Origin of the sequence: Streptomyces tubercidicus (assembly GCF_027497495.1) — a bacterium.
Lineage (GTDB): Bacteria > Actinomycetota > Actinomycetes > Streptomycetales > Streptomycetaceae > Streptomyces > Streptomyces tubercidicus.
This window is the reverse complement of sequence record NZ_CP114205.1, coordinates 645,730-661,186: the sequence shown is the minus strand read 5'-3', so window position 1 is coordinate 661,186 and position 15,457 is coordinate 645,730. Positions and strand designations below refer to the sequence as shown.

The following is a 15,457-nucleotide window of genomic DNA, read 5'->3' as shown; positions in this document are numbered from 1 at the left end:
GTCAGCTGCCGGTGGCGGCCTGTCGGTCGCGGCGCTGCTTGAGATGGCCGGCGCCGGCCAGTGCCGCCACCACGAAGGCCGTGCCGATCAGCTGCTGACGGCCGTCCGCGCCGGCGGCCATGACGGCGAAGATGCCGAGGATGGCGGCGAAGGTGAGCCAGGTCAGATAGGGGAAGCCCCACATCCGCACGGAGAGCAGCTCGGGTGCCTCGCGCTCCAGACGGCGGCGCATCTTCAGCTGGGTGAGGCAGACGATGGACCAGACGACCAGCACCGCGCAGCCGGCGATGTTCAGCAGCCAGGCGAACACCGTGGTCGGCCAGACGATCCCGGCGATCACGGCCGCGAAGCCGAACAGACAGGACGCCAGCACCGCCGCGGCCGGCACACCCTTGGTGACCTTGGCCAGGAAGCGCGGGCCCTGACCCCGGCTGACCAGCGAGTACGCCATCCGCGAGGAGCCGTAGATGTTGGCGTTCATCGCGGAGAGCAGCGCCACCAGCACCACGATCTGCATGATCGTGCCGGCCGCCGGGATGCCCAGCGTGTCGAGCACGGTGACATACGGGCCGTCCTTGGCGACCTTCGGGTCGTTCCACGGCACCAGGGTCACGACCACGGCCATGGAGCCGATGTAGAAGACGGCGATGCGCCAGACGGCGGTCCGGACGGCACGGGCCACGTTCCGGCTCGGGTTGTCGGACTCCGCCGCCGCGATGGTGACGGTCTCCAGACCGGCGAACCCGGAAATGGTGGTCAGCAGCCCGGCGGCGAGTCCGGCGGCGCCGGTCGGGAAGAAGCCGCCGTGGCCGGTCAGATGGCTGGTGCCGGGAGCGTCGCCGAACACCCCGAGGATGCCGAGCACACCCAGCACCAGGAAGGCGACGATCGTGGTGACCTTGACCGCGGAGAACCAGAACTCGAACTCACCGAAGTTCTTGACCGCGGTCAGATTGCTGGCGCAGAAGAACACCATGAAGATCGCCACCCAGCCGTAGGCGGGGATGAACGACACCCAGGTGTGCATGATCGTGCCGGCCGCGGTGGCCTCGGCGGCCACCCCGGCGCAGAGCATCAGCCAGTACATCCAGCCCGAGGTGGTACCGGCCCAGGAGCCGATCTCCTCCTCCGCGTGCACCGAGAACGAGCCGGTGGAGGGCCGGGCCGCGGACATCTCGCCGAGCATCCGCATGATCAGCATGACCAGTGCGCCGGTGCCCATGAAGAGGAGGACGATGGCCGGTCCGGCCGCGGCGATACCGACCCCGGAGCCTACGAAGAGCCCCGCGCCGATGACCCCGCCGAGCGCGATCATCGACAGATGGCGCTGCTTGAGGCCGTGTGACAACACGGACTCGGAGTTCTGCCCGGCCTCCGGGGAGTTCTGGGGCGACCGGGGGACTGTCCGACTCATGGTCGTGCCTGTTCATTGGTTGAGACGTTGGTGAACCTGACGAGTGTCGGGGAGAGCAGGCAGGTACGAAGTGAACGCCCGCTATTCGGACTGTTCACTCACGTGTAGTGAGATCGTTGACACGCAGTGAAGTGGGTGTGTTTCCGCGCAGGTCAGGCGCCCCCTGACCTCAGCCGACCGGGACCGCCGCGGCGTGCTTGTGCTCCATGGAGCCCGACCAGGTGCGGCGCGGCGGGCGGCCGACGAACTTGCCGAAGAGCAGCGCCGCCACGGTGGCCGCGAGGACCCCCGGCACCATCTCGTAGATGCCGGACCGCAGCGGCCCGAGGAGCGGGTCGATGTGCTTCCACAGGACGACGGTGGCCGCGCCGGTCACGATCCCGGCCATCGCCCCGGCCCGTGTCATCCGCGGCCAGTAGAGCGACAGCAGGATCACCGGACCGAAGGCGGCACCGAAGCCCGCCCAGGCGTACGCGACGATGTCCAGCACGGCGCCGCCGCTGAGCGCGATGAGGTAGGCGACCACGGCGACCGCGACCACCGTCGCGCGTGCCGCCAGCACCATCGCCGCGTCCGAGGCCCGCCGTTTGACGAACGCCCGGTAGAAGTCCTCGGTGAGGGCCATCGCCGAGACCAGCAGCTGGCTGTCCGCGGTGGACTTGATCGCGGCCAGCACACCGACGAGCAGGATGCCGGCGACCCAGGGATTGACCAACTGGGCGCAGAGCGCGATGAAGACGGTTTCCGGGTTGTCCGGCGCGGTGTCGAGCGCGGCGATCCCGACCAGTCCGACGAGCGAAGCGCCCGCCAGACAGACGACCACCCAGCTGACGCCGATCCGGCGGGCCCGGGGGATCTCGCGGGTGCTGCGGATGCTCATGAAGCGGACCAGGATGTGGGGTTGGCCGAAGTAGCCCAGTCCCCAGGCGAGCAGGGAGATCACCGCCACCGCGCCGAGCGGCCCGCCGGACGTCCACCGGCTGCCGTCGAAGCCGGCCTTCGCCCCCATGTCCAGCAGGGCCGGGCTCTTGCGGGCGAGCTCTCCGTGCAGCGCACCGAAGCCGCCCAGCATCGCGATGCCGATCGCGGGGAGCGCCACCGCCGCGCAGAACATCACCGTGGCCTGGATCGAGTGCGTCACACTCACCGCACGGAAGCCGCCCAGGACGGTGTAGACGACGATGACCACGGCGAAGACGGTGAGCGCGAACTCGAAACCGCCTCCGAAGATCCCCTCGAACAGCACGCCCCCGGCCAGGAGTCCGCTCGCCACGTAGACGGTGAAGAATACGACGGTGACGGTCGCCGAGACCAGCCGCAGCATTCTGCTGCCGTCCTCGAACCGCTCCTCCAGATACGCCGAGAGCGTCTTCGCGTCGCCCGCCAGCTCGGTGTACGTACGCAGCCGCGGCGCGACCAGCAGCCAGTTGAGATAGGTGCCGATGGCCAGGCCGACGGCGATCCACGAGGCACCGATCCCGGCCGCGTACACCGCGCCGGGCAGTCCCAGGAACAGCCAGCCGGACATATCACTCGCACCCGCGGACAGCGCCGCCAGCGGTGCGCTCAACCGCCGCCCGCCCAGGGCGAAATCAGAGAACGTCACGGTGTCCTGATACGTCCAGATGCCCACGGCCACCATGGCGAGCAGGAATATCCCGAATGTGATCATGACGGGTACGATCAGGGGTGTCACCATTGCTCCCTAGCTGCTTGCACTGCCGTCCACGGCGCGGGCGCCCGGGGGAGAGGGCTCACGAGGAGATCCCGGGGGCGAGAAGGCTCCGGCGCGAGCAGACGATACGGATCTGCCACCGGGAGCGGCACCCTTTTGACAGATGTCCTTGACAGTCGTTCGCCCCCGTCGCCCCGGTCCCGGCAGGCTCGGGGCGGGACCGGGGCAGGACCATAGCGCGCAGCCCGGCCCCCCGGATGGTGGGCAACACCCGTCCCTCGCACGGGAGTTGGTGCATGCCGGCGGGGTGGCCCGCTCGCCGGGGGGCCGGCGTGGCGGATGTCAGGCGGTCCGGCGGCGGAGTTTCACGGTGTTGTCCGTACGGGGATCCGGCTTCCCGTCATGGCCGGTCCGGAAGCTCGGGTGCTCCTCGCAGCGCAGCAGCTCCCACTGTTCGTCCGGAAGGCCGAGGTTCTCGACGACCTCCTCGGGAGTGGGAAGGTGCACCTCGCAGTCGGGCTCCCAAGCGGGCAGTCCCGCATGTCCGACGATGAGCAACACGCCACCGGGCGCGACGGCACCGGCGGCCTTCCGCAGGATGCTGTCGCGCGGCATCGCGCTGGTGGGGGAGTGCAGGAACTGGGCGGTGACGAGATCGAAGGTGCCGCCGGGAAAGGTGGTTCCGAGGTCGTGCTGCTGCCAGTTGACGCGGTCGGCGACCGCGGCCGCCGCCGCATGCTCCGCCGCCCGGCCGAGCGCGACCCGGGAGATATCGACGGCGGTGACCTCCCACCCCCGCTCGGCGAGCCAGATCGCGTCCGCCCCCTCCCCGCACCCCAGGTCCAGCGCCCGGCCCGGGGCCAGGTCGCCGGCCTCCCGGACCAGGGCGGAGTTGGGGCGGCCGCTCCACATCCGGTCGCTCGCCGCGTAGCGGGTGTCCCAGAATTCCTCATCCGGGACGGTGACGTCATGGGCCATGAGTGTCCTCCTCGGTCCGTGCTCCTCGGTCAGGTGCGGTACGCCGTTTCCGTGCCGTACCGCCCGTGCCGGGATGTTCCGTGCGGTGCGACGAAATCGACAAGCTTCCTTGCCGTATCGGCAAAGGGGGCGGGGCGCCGGGCCGAGGGTCCCGCAGCCGTCCGCGCCCGTCCGCACCCCGCTTCAGGAGGCAGCGTCACCCGTACGGCCATAGCGTGAAGAGAGGGCCGAAGACTTCCCCTCGATGGAGCACTGGGGTGATGCGCAATGACCGATTTCGCAGAGCGCGGCTCACGGAACGCCGGGGACCTGGGACGCACGACCATCGCCGACGGCGTGGTCGCGAAGATCGCCTATCTGGCCGCCGGTGATGTGGCAGGAGTCCATGCCCTGGGCAGCGGGCTCGCGCGTTCGGTGGGAGCCCTGCGCAAACGCGTACCCGGGGGAGGCACCACCACCACGCACGGTGTCAAGGTCGAAGTCGGCGAGAAACAGGCGGCGGTGGACCTGGACATCATCGTCGAATACGGCGAGGTCATCCCCCAAGTGGGCAAGGCGGTGCGGGAGAACGTGATTTCCGCGGTGGAGCGGATGACCGGCCTCGAAGTCGTGGAGGTCAATATCGCGGTCAGCGATGTACGGCTCCCCGAGGAGGAGGAAGCCGAAACGGAACGGGTGGTGTAGCGGGGCGGATCGCGGCGGCGGGGACCCTTCGCGCGGCGGGTCAGTACACGGGGCCCGCGCCGTCCTCGCCGTCCGTGCCAGGGACCGCGCAGACGGCGATACCGCGTTCCGCGACGCTGCCCATGGCCAGCAGATTCCCGGTCCGGCAGACGCTGGTGACCATCCGGTACGGAGACCGTACGGCGCGCAGATCCCAGGCATGCCCGCCGTCCGGGCGGACCGCCAGGACCCGAACCGTCGGGTGCGGAGGCAGCGAGAGCCGCAGCCGCTTCGCCACCTCCCAGGCCGCCCGCCGGACGCCGCGCGGCATGCCGTGCAGCAGCTCCACACCGGCCGCCCGTGGTCGTGCCAGGGCGACCCAGAACGCTCCGTCCGGACCGAGGGAGACGTTGTCGGGGTAGCCGGGCAGCTCCGCGGCCAGTGTGTCGGCGGTGCCGGACCGGGGGCCGGTGAGCCGGTAGCGGCGCAGGCGGCGGGCCCCGGTCTCCGCCACGACCAGGAAGGACTCATCCGGGGCCAGCGCCACGCCATTGGCGAACTGCAGCCCCTCCAGCAGGACTTCGGGAGTGCCGCCGGGCCGCAGCCGCAGCAGCTGTCCGGTTCCGGTGTGCTCCAGGAAGTCGCCCAGCCACTCGTCGAGGCCGTAGCGACGGCTGGAGACGGTGAAGTAGACCGTGCCGTCCGCCGCGCTGGTGACATTGCTGCAGAACCGCAGGGGCGCGCCGGACACCTCGTCGGCGAGCACCCGTACGGTCCCATGGCGGGGGTCGAGGCGCAGCAGACCGCGCCGGGCATCACAGACCAGCAGCTCACCGCCGGGTAGGGGCTGCAGGCCGAGCGGTCTGCCACCGGTGTGTGCCACGGCCGTCGCCCGGTCGGCCGCGCCCGACGCGGAGGGGCGCAGCCGCCAGATCGCACCGTCCGCGGCGCCCGCGAAGAGGCTGCCGTCGGCATCGGCCACCACGTCCTCGGGGCCCTCGATCTCGGGCGCGACGATACGGAGCGCCGGGAGTGCCCGCGGCCCGCCCCGTGCGATGCGCTCCGTGAGCCGCCCGTTCACCGACCTGCGACGTGTACGGGCCACCGGGCTGCGGTCCAGCTCCATCTCTCGCCTCCGGAATCCTGTGGCCGTGGCCGGCGGCTTGCGGACACCGCCCGTGATCTGGCCACGGATCACTCACCGGTCAGCCAAGCAGAACCTCCGCGTCCGGCGTCCGCTCACGACCGTCCCGGTGTGTCGTTCGGTACCCGGGCCACTTCGGGGGTCTCGGTGTCCAGCGGCACCGACCAGGAGCGGACCAGGCCCAGTTGGACGCCCTGGCGCGGCAGCACCGCGTCCAGGAACCAGTCGGTGGCCACCCGGATGCGGTTGCCGGGCATCGCCAGGAGGTGGTAGCCGCGGGTGATCGCTCCGGCGAGCGGGCCGGACAGCGGGACATGCAGCGGGTTCGCGGCGGCCTGGACTCCGCCGAGATCCACCATGAAGCCCAGGTCGTGGTGCTCGTAGGCGCGCGGGGTGCCCTGTCCGCAGGACGCCGCCACATTGTGCGCGGCGACCTTGCCCTGCCGCTGGGCGTGCTGGGCGGTCATCGGCGTCGTCTCCCCGGGGCGGGTCAGGTCGGGAACGGCCGTGGCGTCCCCGCAGGCGAACACCTCCGGCCGGCCGGGCACTCCCAGGTACGCGTCGACGCACAGCCGCCCCTTGTCGGTGGGCAGCCCCACCGCCTCGACCAGCGGGTCGGGCCGGACGCCCACGCACCAGATCAGCGAGCGGGTGCCGATGAACTCGCCGTCGTCGAGCAGGACCCCGTCCGCGGTCGCCTCCTTGACGGAGGTGCGGGTACGGATCTCGACGCCGCGGGCACGCAGAACCCGGTCGGCGGTGCCCGACAGCCGCTCGTCGAGCTCGGGCAGCAGCCGGTCGGCGAGGTCCAGCAGCAGCCAGCGGGGGCGCGGGCCGTCCCGCAGCCCGGTGTTCTGCCGGACGAGGGAGTCGGTGAACCGCACGCCCTGGGCGGTGACTTCGGTACCGGTGTAGCCGGCGCCCACGACGACGAACGTGGTCCTGGCGGCCCGCTCGGCCGGATCGTCGGCCGCACCGGCCATCTCGATCTGACGGGTGATGTGGTCGCGGAGGTACAGCGCCTCGGGCATCCCGCGGAAGCCATGGGCATGCTCGGCGACGCCCGGGATGGGCAACAGTTTGTTGACGCTGCCGACGGTCAGCACCAGCCGGTCGTAGGACAGCGAGCCGCCCCGGTCCTCGGGGTCGGTGTAGTCCACCCGACGGGCATCGAAGTCCACGTCATGGACCTCACCGAGGACGAGCCGGACGCCCGGCAGGGTCGCGGTCAGCGAGACCGAGATCCGGCGGGGTTCCAGGATTCCGGCCGCCACCTCCGGCAGCAGCGGCACATACAGAAAGTAGTCGTTGGGGTTGATGAGCACGATCTCGGCGGCCCCCTTGGCCTGCCGGGAGAGCGTGCGGGCGCATTCGTAACCGGCGAAACCGGCTCCGACGATCACGATCCGAGGGCGACGTCGCTTCACGTGGACTCCTGCGGTCGAGGATGGTGCCTGAGCGCCGGGTCGAGCAGTGATCACCGTCCGGTGTGGGCAGACGGCCGGCGCGGGCGCACTGGGCTCCTTGTCGTGCCTTCTGGTGCCTTGTCGGCTAACCGGTGCGGGGCCGGGTACACCTGGGTCCCCTGTCATTCTGACGGTGGCGGCCCCCGGGCGGCACGTCGGGACGTCCGCACATGCGTCGCCGGCCGCCCCGCGCGACAGTGAGAGATGCGGCCACCGGCACGAAGGGCAGGTGGGGCACATGGGCGCCAAGGACGGACTGACGGCATACCGCGGCAAACGGCACTTCGACCGGACGCGCGAGCCACCGGGCGCCCCGGCGGGCGCCGGGGACACCTCGTCCTTCGTCGTCCAGATCCATGACGCGAGCACCCTGCACTTCGACTTCCGGCTGGAGGTCGACGGGGTACTGAAGTCCTGGTCCGTGCCCAAGGGACCGTCCGCCGACCCGCACGACAAGCGGCTGGCGATGCCCACCGAGGACCATCCACTGGAGTACCGGGAATTCGAGGGCGTCATCCCGGCGGGGGAGTACGGCGCGGGCACCGTGATCGTCTGGGACCAGGGCAGCTACCGCCCACTGCCCCGCAAAAAGAAGGGCCGCACCCTGCCCTTCCGCCAGGCGCTCGACGACGGCCATATCTCCTTCTGGCTCGACGGGAGCAAGCTCCACGGCGGCTATGCGCTCACCCGGTTCCGCACCGGCCAGGGCCCCGGGAAACGGGAGTCCTGGCTGCTGGTCAAGGAGAACGACGACCGGGCCGAACGGCGCGGCACACCGGACGCCCGGCGGGCCCGCTCCGTACGCAGCGGCCGCACCCTGAAGCGGGTGGCCGCCGAAGAGGGCACGGGGCGCTGAGAAATCGCTGTGGGGATTGCTTTTCGGGTCGCATTTCGTGGTGAATGCACGACGCGCAATAGGTGAATGCACGACGCGCACTATGAGCGCGAAATGCGGGCCGAGGCTTTACGGCCTAAGGGCAGCCCTTAGACCTCCCCGCCCCCGTCCCCCGCATCGTCCCGGGCGATATGCACCGCCGCCTCCTCCGCCGACGCGGCGCCGCCGTCGATGCCGACATCCCGGGCCGAGATGTCATTGCTGCCGCCGCGCCAGAATCCCTCGTCGGAACCCACGAGCCGGCCGGCCCGCTCCTCGCCGCATTCGAGGTCCGTCGGTTCGCCCACGCCGTCCGGCAGATCGCCGATCCCGTCGCCGTCGGGTGCGCAGACCTCCGGTACTTCCACCGACAGCCGGTGCTCCAGCGATTCACGGTCGTGCAGCTCCCGGGCGGTGGTCCCGTCGTGGTTCACCACGAAGGGCCGCTCGGGCGGCGAATAGCCGGTGTCCAGTGTCTGGTCGAGGCCCGGCTCGTCCAGGGCGTCCTCCATATCGAGGTCATTGGGGTTGTCCTGGGGGTCGGAGCTGGGCGGCTGGTAGACCTCGTCGCCCATGGTGTTGTCGGACATAGCCGCCCTCCCTCTTCCCATTGCCTTCGCCCGGCCGCCGGGTGCGGCAGGTGCGTATACGGCCAATTGTCCGCCTCCTGGCGGCTCCCGGCAGCGCCAGGACGGGCGGACCGGTCGCGGCCTCAGGCGCGCCGGTGTTCCGTCGCGATGCCGACGGCCTCGGCGATGCTCTGCACATTGCCGAACCGCTCGTGTGCCGGCAGCCGCTCGGCCATGCTGACCAGCCGGTCCGGTGCGTTGTTGCGCCGCAGCGTCTCGATGATCGCGTACTTGTCGGCCGGGTACAGGCTGCGGCCGAGGTGCTGGGCGAGTTCGGAGCGCAGGCCCACGTCCTGCTCGGTCATCCCGCTCGGCGTGCCGCCCCGGAACTCGCTCTCGGGGGACCAGGCCGCCACCGGCTGGTCCTCGCCGGCCGGCTGGAGTTCATGCTCCTCATCCGTCCGCAGCGAGCGCTCCGCCGTCAATTGCCCCCGTAGTTGCTTCTTCATCATGTCGTCCCGAGCGGGGCCGGTCTTGTCCGTTCCGTGTTCCATGACCATGGGTGCCTCCGGCTCCACGAGTCATAAAGACCCGTCGCGTTACTCCCAGTTTCCCTGCTCCCCCAGCCCTAACAACCCGGCGGCGCAGTTTCCACCCTGCATACGGAAATCATGCGGCCGGCCACGGAACGTGACGACACGTGCATATGCCCTCGCTGCCTACGCCTTTCGGGACGCGATGCATACGCCTTTCGGGAACGGGAATTCGTAAGTCAGCCCACCACACAACGAAGACGGCCCACCGCACCACGGGAGAGTCCACGGAATCCGAGGAAGCCAAGGAGGAAGCGCCATGCGAATCTCGCTCCTGCAACCGGTCATCGACCGGCCAGGCCCCTGGGCATCCGTCTATGCCGATATCGCGCACAGCACCGAGGACGCCGCAAAACAGCAAGAGTTGACGGCGAGCGCCACCACGGCGCAGTTGTTCGCGCTCGGCGCGGACGAGGCGACCTGCGGTGCGGTGCACGAAGCCCTGCTCCTGCGCCACGAGGGCGAGTCCGGGGAGCACTCCGGGCGGGTGCTGTTCGCCGCCCATGGCGAGGTCGTGCTCGACACCCCGCTTCCCGGGCCGCCCGCCACCCCGTTCGCGGCCTGGGGGCCGGTGCCCAGAGTCACCCCGTTCCTGGCGGCGGTCGGCGACGACCCGGTCTGCCTCGTGGTCCGTCTGGACCGGGCGGGAGCCGACTTCGCCGTACTCGGCGAACGGGGCACCGAGGACGCCGGCCAGGTCAGCGGCGCCGACTGGCCCCTCCACCGCACCGCCTCGGGCGACTGGTCCGAAGGGCACTTCCGCGCCAAGGTGGAGAACACCTGGGAACACAACGCGGGAGAGATCGCCGACGCGGTACGCAAGGCGTTCGAGGAGTGCGGCGCCGAGGCCGTCGTCCTGATCGGCGATGCCCGCGAACGCCATCTGGTGCACGACAAGCTGCCCGAACCGCTGCGCGCCCTCACGTACGAGAGCGAACACGGCGGGCGGGCACCCGGTGCCGAGAGCGCGCTGGTGGACCGGGATATCGCCCAGGTCAGGGCAGTTCAGGAGCGGGAGCACATCGCGCAGGTGGCGGACCGCTTCCGGACCGGTGCGGGGCCTGGAGGCAAGAGCGCCCCGCATGCCGCGGCCGGTATCCCCGCCCTGGTCGAGGCGGCCCGGGAACACCGAATCGACACCTTGCTGGTCAGCCCGCACGGCTCGGATATCGCCCGGCAGCTCTGGGTGGGCTCCGAGGCCGATCAACTCGGCGTACGGGGAACGGAGTTGCAGTATCTCGGGGAGCCGCGTCCGGCTGCCGCACGGGCGGATGACGCGCTGGTGCGGTCTGCGGCGGCGAGCGGCGCCGACATCGTGGTGGTCCGGGACCCCGAGCGGGCGCCCTCCGGCGGGCTCGGCGCTCTCCTGCGCTGGACGGACGCGGACACCGCCGACGGCGCACACCACTGACCGCGCACACCGCAACGGGCCGCCCGCCGACCGGGAAATCCGGTCGGCGGGCGGCCCGTTGCGGTGCGTCGCGCGCCTCAGTCCTGTGCTTCGGCCGCCACCGGCTTCGGGATCAGGAAGGACGTGGCGATGGCCGCGGCCAGGATCACCACGCCCGCGATCATGCCGGCGGTGTAGCCACCGGACGACGACGGGTCCGCCGGTGCGGCAGCGGTCTTGACCGCGTACAGGAGCGCGAAGCTGAGTCCCGCGCCGAGGTTGAAGGCGCCCGCGTTCAGACCGGGCAGGAAGCCCGGGTTCTCGCTGGGGGAGAGGACGATGCCCAGCCCGTTGAGGACGATATTCGCCACGCCCGCGTAGGCGATGCCCACCAGGATGGACGTCACCAGCAGCAGGATCTGCGACTGGCTGTGCATCGTGAACAGCATCAGGGCGACCGTCGCCACCGACCCGACCAGGCCGAACCGCAGGACGCGGCCGTAGCCGAAGGTCGCGGCGAGACGGCCGGCCAGCGGGCCCATGGCCAGTCCGGCGAGCGCGTACGGCGACAGCGTCCACCACGCGGACTGCTCGGCGCTCATCCCGAGACCGGCCTGTGCGTCCTGTGCGAAGGCCGGGATCAGCCCGTTCATGACGGCGAACACACCGGTCATGGTGAGCACGGTGGTCAGCAGGGTCGCCCAGGTCGCCCGCTGCTTGAGATGCCGGGTGGCGACCAGCGGGTGCCCGCTGCGGTTCTCGGTCCGCCAGAACAGGGCGAAGGCGGCGGCCGCCGTCACGAGCAGGACGGCGATCAGCGGCCAGTTGGCGGCGGCCAGCTTGCCCGCCTCGTTGAGCGCGGTCAGCAGCGAGCCGACCGAGACCACCAGCAGCGCGACCCCGGGCCAGTCCATCCGGGTCGCGGCGGCCGCCTTCGACTCGGGGGTCAGGGTGGCGACCAGGACGGCGGCCAGCGCGGCGACGATCGCCATCGCCCAGAACACCGACGCGAAGCCATGACGGTCGGCCAGGTAGCCGCCCGCGAGGGAGTCGACACCGGCGATACCGCCGTTGACGGCGGTGATCACACCCAGCAGAGTGCCGTACCGCTTGGGCTCCCGCACCTCCACCCGCAGCATGATCAGACACAGCGGAACGACCGGACCGCAGACACCCTGGATGACACGGCCCGCGAACAGCATCGGCACGCTGGTCGCCAGCGCGGCGACGACGCAGCCGACGACCATCAGAGCGAGCATTCCGGCCAGCACCCGGCGGCGCCCGATGACATCGCCGAGCCGCGGGAGGAAGAGCGAGAACAGCGCCGCGGAGGTGAAGAACGCGGTCTGGGTGAGGCCGATCTCCGCGGAGCTGGCGCCGAGGGTGTCCTCGATGTTCTTCAGCGCGGGGCTGAGCATGCTGGCGTTGAGCTGGAAGGCGAAACAGGCCGCGAGCAGTGCGGTGACCAGCACCCCTATGCGGACCCCGGAACCGCCGCCCGTCCCCTCGGCGGGGCGCCGGTCGGTGGCCGTGCTCATCTCGGTGGCGCTGTTCATCTCGGTGGGGGAGTTCATGCCTCGATGTCGCCGATCCGCTCAAGTGCGTCCACGATCAGGTTCCAGAACCGCTCGTGGTCCAGGGAGACCGCGACCTGCGTGGTGCAGTCGTCCGGTGCGGGCGCCCGGAAGTCCGTGACGGTCATCCCGAGCGTCAGCGCACCGCGCAGCTCGATGTCGACCGGGGCCTTCCGTACGGTCATGACGTCCGGGTCGATCACATACGCCACCGCGCACGGGTCGTGCACCGGCGGGTGGTCGAAGCCCTGGTTCTCGCGGTACGCCTCGCGGAAGAAGTCCAGCAGTTCACCGACGAACCGGGCGGGGCGGGTGCCGACCGCGGCGATCTTCGCATCGACCTCCGGGGTCGCCAGCGCCTGGTGCGTCAGATCGAGGCCGACCATGGTGACCGGCCAGCGCTCGTTGAAGACGATATGCGCGGCCTCGGGGTCGATGATGATGTTGAACTCGGCGACCGCGCTCCAGTTGCCCTCGTGGTAGCCGCCGCCCATCAGGACGACCTCACGGACCCGCTCCGCGATCCGCGGCTCCTTGCGCACGGCCAGCGCGATATTGGTCAGACCCGCGGTCGGGACGATGGTGATCTCGCCGGGCTCGTGGGACATCACCGTGTCGATGATCAGGTCCACCGCATGCCGACGGTCCAGCTCGATGGCCGGTTCGGGCAGCTCCGGGCCGTCGAGACCGGTCTCGCCGTGGATGTCCGGGGCCGTCTCGATGGCCCGGACCAGCGGGCGCGGGCAGCCGGCGGCAAAGGGCACCCCCGTGATCCCGGCGATCCGCGCCACGGACAGGGCGTTACGGGTCACCTTCTCCAGCGTCTGGTTCCCGACCACGGTCGTCACCGCGACCAGCTCGACATCGGGATTGCCATGTGCCAGGAGCATGGCGATCGCATCGTCATGCCCCGGGTCGCAGTCGAGGATGATCTTTCTGGCCAACGGAAGAGCCCCTTTGCTCTGCTGCTCGAAATGTGGTGCGGACGTGGTGGTGTGTACGGGCCTGCGGGGGCTCCGGCGCACAGCGCGCCCGGCGGTCACCCATGGCGAGCCCGCGCGGGACGTCAGCGACGAGCGAGCAGCATGGGAAAACGTTCTCCGGAAACTTGACCCATGGACTGGCCGGTTGTCAACGGGTCAATACCGGCCCGACCGGGCGTTTTCGGGACGAAGAGCGGCCGGTGTGGCAAGGAGATCCAGCTCTCATGGGACAACGTTTGCCGGACATTTCAGCAGGCGTATGCTCCCTCCGATCCGGGCGGGCCGAGCGAAGGGATCCGGGAGACGGTGGCCGAAGTCACGTTGAAGGATGTCGCGCTGGCGTCCGGCTGCTCCATCGCCACGGTCTCCCGCGTGCTGGCCGGCACCCGCCCGGTCGGTGCCGAGACCGCCCGCACCGTACGCGAGGCGGCCGAGCGGCTGGGCTACCGGCCCAACCAGGTGGCCCGCGCCCTGCGCAGCCGCTCCACCGGCACCGTCGGTCTCGTTCTGCCGCAGATCACCAACCCGTTCTTCCCCTCCCTGGTCCGGGAGCTGGAGCATGCGCTGCACGCCGAGGGGCGGGCCGTGCTGCTCGCCGACTGCGACGACGACCCGGTGACCGAGGCGGCCCGGATCGGTGTGCTCCTGGGGCGGCGGGTCGATGCGCTGCTGCTGATACCCGTCGATGAGCGGCGCAGCCGGGAGGCGGTGGCGAGCGCGGCCGCTCAGGTGCCGCTGGTGCTGCTCGACCGCGGCTGCGGCCCGGGTATCGCCGACTCGGTCGCCGTCGACAACGCGGCCGGTATGGCCCTCGTGCTCGATCATCTGGCTGCCACCGGCCGCCGCCGTCCCTGCTTCATCGGCGCCGCCGGGACCGCGTCGGCGGCGGTCGAGCGGCGCGCGGCATACGAGGCGGGGGCCGCGGCGCTGGACCCCGCGGCCCCCGGGCGCGTCGAGCTCGGCGACTTCTCCGTGGAGTGGGGGCGCGCCGCCGTCGACCGGGTCTGGCCCTCCCGGCCGGACGCCCTGATCTGCGCCAATGACCTCATCGCCGCCGGTGCCCTGCAACGTCTGCGGCAGCTCGGTGCGGACGTACCGGGCGAGGTCGCCGTCACCGGCTTCGATGACATCCCGCTCGCCGGACTCGCCGACCCGGCGCTGACCACCGTCCGCCAGCCGGTCGGCGAACTGGCGGCGGAGGCGGCCCGCCTGCTGAGCCGCCGGCCGTCTCCCGGAGAGCCCGGACCGCGCCGCACGGTCCGGCTCGCGCCACAGTTGGTGGTCCGGGCTTCCAGTGCGCCTGCTGGCGTTCCGCGGGTCGCTGACTGCTTCTGACGCTTGACGCCTGGTGCCTGACCCGCCTGACGTAACGTCAGTAGTGCTGCGAGGGAGGATAGTTGGGGTCGAAGGTGCGGCCCCGCATCTCTTGACCGTGCGCGGTCAGGGAGTAAAGTCTAGACCAACTGGTGTGCACCTTCGCGTCATTCCCCCCTCGCGAAAGGCTTGACATGCACAGGAAGAGAAGGCTGGCCCTCGCCATCGGTGCGGCCATCGCCCCGCTGCTCGTCGTCACCCTGCCGGTCAGCCCGGCGAGCGCACACGGCTATGTGTCCGCGCCGCCCAGCCGGCAGGCGCAGTGCGCCGCGGGCACCGTCGAGTGCGGTGCGATCAAGTGGGAGCCACAGAGCGTCGAGGGCCCCAAGGGGCTGACCAGCTGTAGCGGCGGCAACAGCCAGTTCGCCGAACTCGACGATGACAGCAAGGGCTGGCAGGCCACCCCGGTCGGTACCTCCCAGACCTTCAACTGGCGGCTGACCGCCCGTCATTCCACCAGCACCTGGCAGTACTTCATCGGCGGGAAGAAGATCGCCGAGTTCGACGACGGAGGCGCGCAGCCACCGGAGACGGTCTCGCACACCGTCAACTTCGGCGACATCACCGGCAGGCAGAAGATCCTCGCGGTCTGGAACATCGCCGACACCGCGAATACCTTCTACGCCTGTATCGACGTCACCATCGGCGGCTAGCCTTCCGCCTCCTCCCTCACCCCCCTCACCCCTCCCGCCCCGCCGCCTTGTCTCCCTGTGCCGGTCACTTCCGTGAACGGCGGCAAGCAGGGCGACGAGGCCGGCGG

Annotated in this window: 14 protein-coding genes; 5 read left to right on the top strand and 9 right to left on the bottom strand. The window is 70.7% G+C overall.

Annotated elements, in window-relative coordinates; genetic code table 11:
* Position 1 precedes the first annotated feature (1 nt).
* From STRTU_RS02975 to STRTU_RS02965, 3 genes are all read right to left on the bottom strand, one after another.
* Positions 2 to 1,414: an amino acid permease gene (locus tag STRTU_RS02975; protein ID WP_159742097.1), complete on the bottom strand. Its 1,413-nt coding sequence runs from the start codon at positions 1,412 to 1,414 to the stop codon at positions 2 to 4.
* A gap of 169 nt (positions 1,415 to 1,583) precedes the next feature.
* Positions 1,584 to 3,086 carry a sodium/proline symporter PutP gene (gene putP, locus STRTU_RS02970; protein ID WP_246240080.1) on the bottom strand — a complete coding sequence of 501 codons (1,503 nt, stop codon included), beginning with the start codon at positions 3,084 to 3,086 and terminating at the stop codon, positions 1,584 to 1,586.
* Positions 3,087 to 3,431: 345 nt separating this feature from the next.
* Positions 3,432 to 4,067, bottom strand: coding sequence for a class I SAM-dependent methyltransferase (locus STRTU_RS02965; protein ID WP_159742095.1), 636 nt, complete (start codon positions 4,065 to 4,067; stop codon positions 3,432 to 3,434).
* A 267-nt stretch (positions 4,068 to 4,334) separates the two neighbouring features.
* On the opposite strand from STRTU_RS02965, the gene STRTU_RS02960 reads away from it, so the two are divergent.
* Positions 4,335 to 4,751 (top strand): Asp23/Gls24 family envelope stress response protein, encoded by a 417-nt coding sequence (locus STRTU_RS02960; RefSeq protein WP_159742094.1) that lies wholly within the window; start codon positions 4,335 to 4,337, stop codon positions 4,749 to 4,751.
* 40 nt (positions 4,752 to 4,791) lie between these two features.
* Here the strand turns inward: STRTU_RS02960 and STRTU_RS02955 are convergent, their stop codons facing one another.
* On the bottom strand, positions 4,792 to 5,856 hold the full coding sequence (locus STRTU_RS02955) for an SMP-30/gluconolactonase/LRE family protein (protein ID WP_159742093.1): 1,065 nt from the start codon (positions 5,854 to 5,856) through the stop codon (positions 4,792 to 4,794).
* Positions 5,857 to 5,969: 113 nt separating this feature from the next.
* The gene (locus STRTU_RS02950) at positions 5,970 to 7,277 is read right to left on the bottom strand and encodes an NAD(P)/FAD-dependent oxidoreductase (RefSeq protein WP_174878931.1); all 1,308 of its coding nucleotides are present in this window, start codon (positions 7,275 to 7,277) and stop codon (positions 5,970 to 5,972) included.
* A 301-nt stretch (positions 7,278 to 7,578) separates the two neighbouring features.
* Between STRTU_RS02950 and STRTU_RS02945 the strand changes: the two genes are divergently transcribed.
* On the top strand, positions 7,579 to 8,196 hold the full coding sequence (locus tag STRTU_RS02945) for a DNA polymerase ligase N-terminal domain-containing protein (protein WP_159742091.1): 618 nt from the start codon (positions 7,579 to 7,581) through the stop codon (positions 8,194 to 8,196).
* A gap of 128 nt (positions 8,197 to 8,324) precedes the next feature.
* Here the strand turns inward: STRTU_RS02945 and STRTU_RS02940 are convergent, their stop codons facing one another.
* Together STRTU_RS02940 and STRTU_RS02935 are read right to left on the bottom strand one after the other, a co-directional pair.
* Positions 8,325 to 8,804, bottom strand: a complete 480-nt coding sequence (locus tag STRTU_RS02940) for a DUF5709 domain-containing protein (protein ID WP_159742090.1) — start codon at positions 8,802 to 8,804, stop codon at positions 8,325 to 8,327.
* A 122-nt stretch (positions 8,805 to 8,926) separates the two neighbouring features.
* Entirely contained in the window at positions 8,927 to 9,337 is a 411-nt protein-coding gene (locus STRTU_RS02935; protein WP_371873545.1) for a DUF2795 domain-containing protein, read from the bottom strand.
* Positions 9,338 to 9,635: 298 nt separating this feature from the next.
* Here STRTU_RS02935 and STRTU_RS02930 point away from each other — a divergent pair, with 298 nt between their 5' ends.
* Positions 9,636 to 10,787, top strand: a complete 1,152-nt coding sequence (locus STRTU_RS02930) for a baeRF2 domain-containing protein (protein WP_159742088.1) — start codon at positions 9,636 to 9,638, stop codon at positions 10,785 to 10,787.
* A 77-nt stretch (positions 10,788 to 10,864) separates the two neighbouring features.
* Here the strand turns inward: STRTU_RS02930 and uriT are convergent, their stop codons facing one another.
* Both uriT and uriH read right to left on the bottom strand, forming a co-directional pair.
* Positions 10,865 to 12,304, bottom strand: a complete 1,440-nt coding sequence (uriT, locus tag STRTU_RS02925) for a uridine transporter UriT (RefSeq protein WP_159746653.1) — start codon at positions 12,302 to 12,304, stop codon at positions 10,865 to 10,867.
* 32 nt (positions 12,305 to 12,336) lie between these two features.
* Entirely contained in the window at positions 12,337 to 13,284 is a 948-nt protein-coding gene (uriH, locus tag STRTU_RS02920) for a uridine-preferring nucleoside hydrolase UriH (RefSeq protein WP_159742087.1), read from the bottom strand.
* 345 nt (positions 13,285 to 13,629) lie between these two features.
* Here uriH and STRTU_RS02915 point away from each other — a divergent pair, with 345 nt between their 5' ends.
* Together STRTU_RS02915 and STRTU_RS02910 are read left to right on the top strand one after the other, a co-directional pair.
* Entirely contained in the window at positions 13,630 to 14,658 is a 1,029-nt protein-coding gene (locus STRTU_RS02915) for a LacI family DNA-binding transcriptional regulator (RefSeq protein ID WP_159742086.1), read from the top strand.
* 173 nt (positions 14,659 to 14,831) lie between these two features.
* Complete coding sequence (locus tag STRTU_RS02910) at positions 14,832 to 15,350, top strand: lytic polysaccharide monooxygenase auxiliary activity family 9 protein (RefSeq protein ID WP_159742085.1); 519 nt, start codon at positions 14,832 to 14,834, stop codon at positions 15,348 to 15,350.
* Positions 15,351 to 15,457 lie beyond the last annotated feature (107 nt).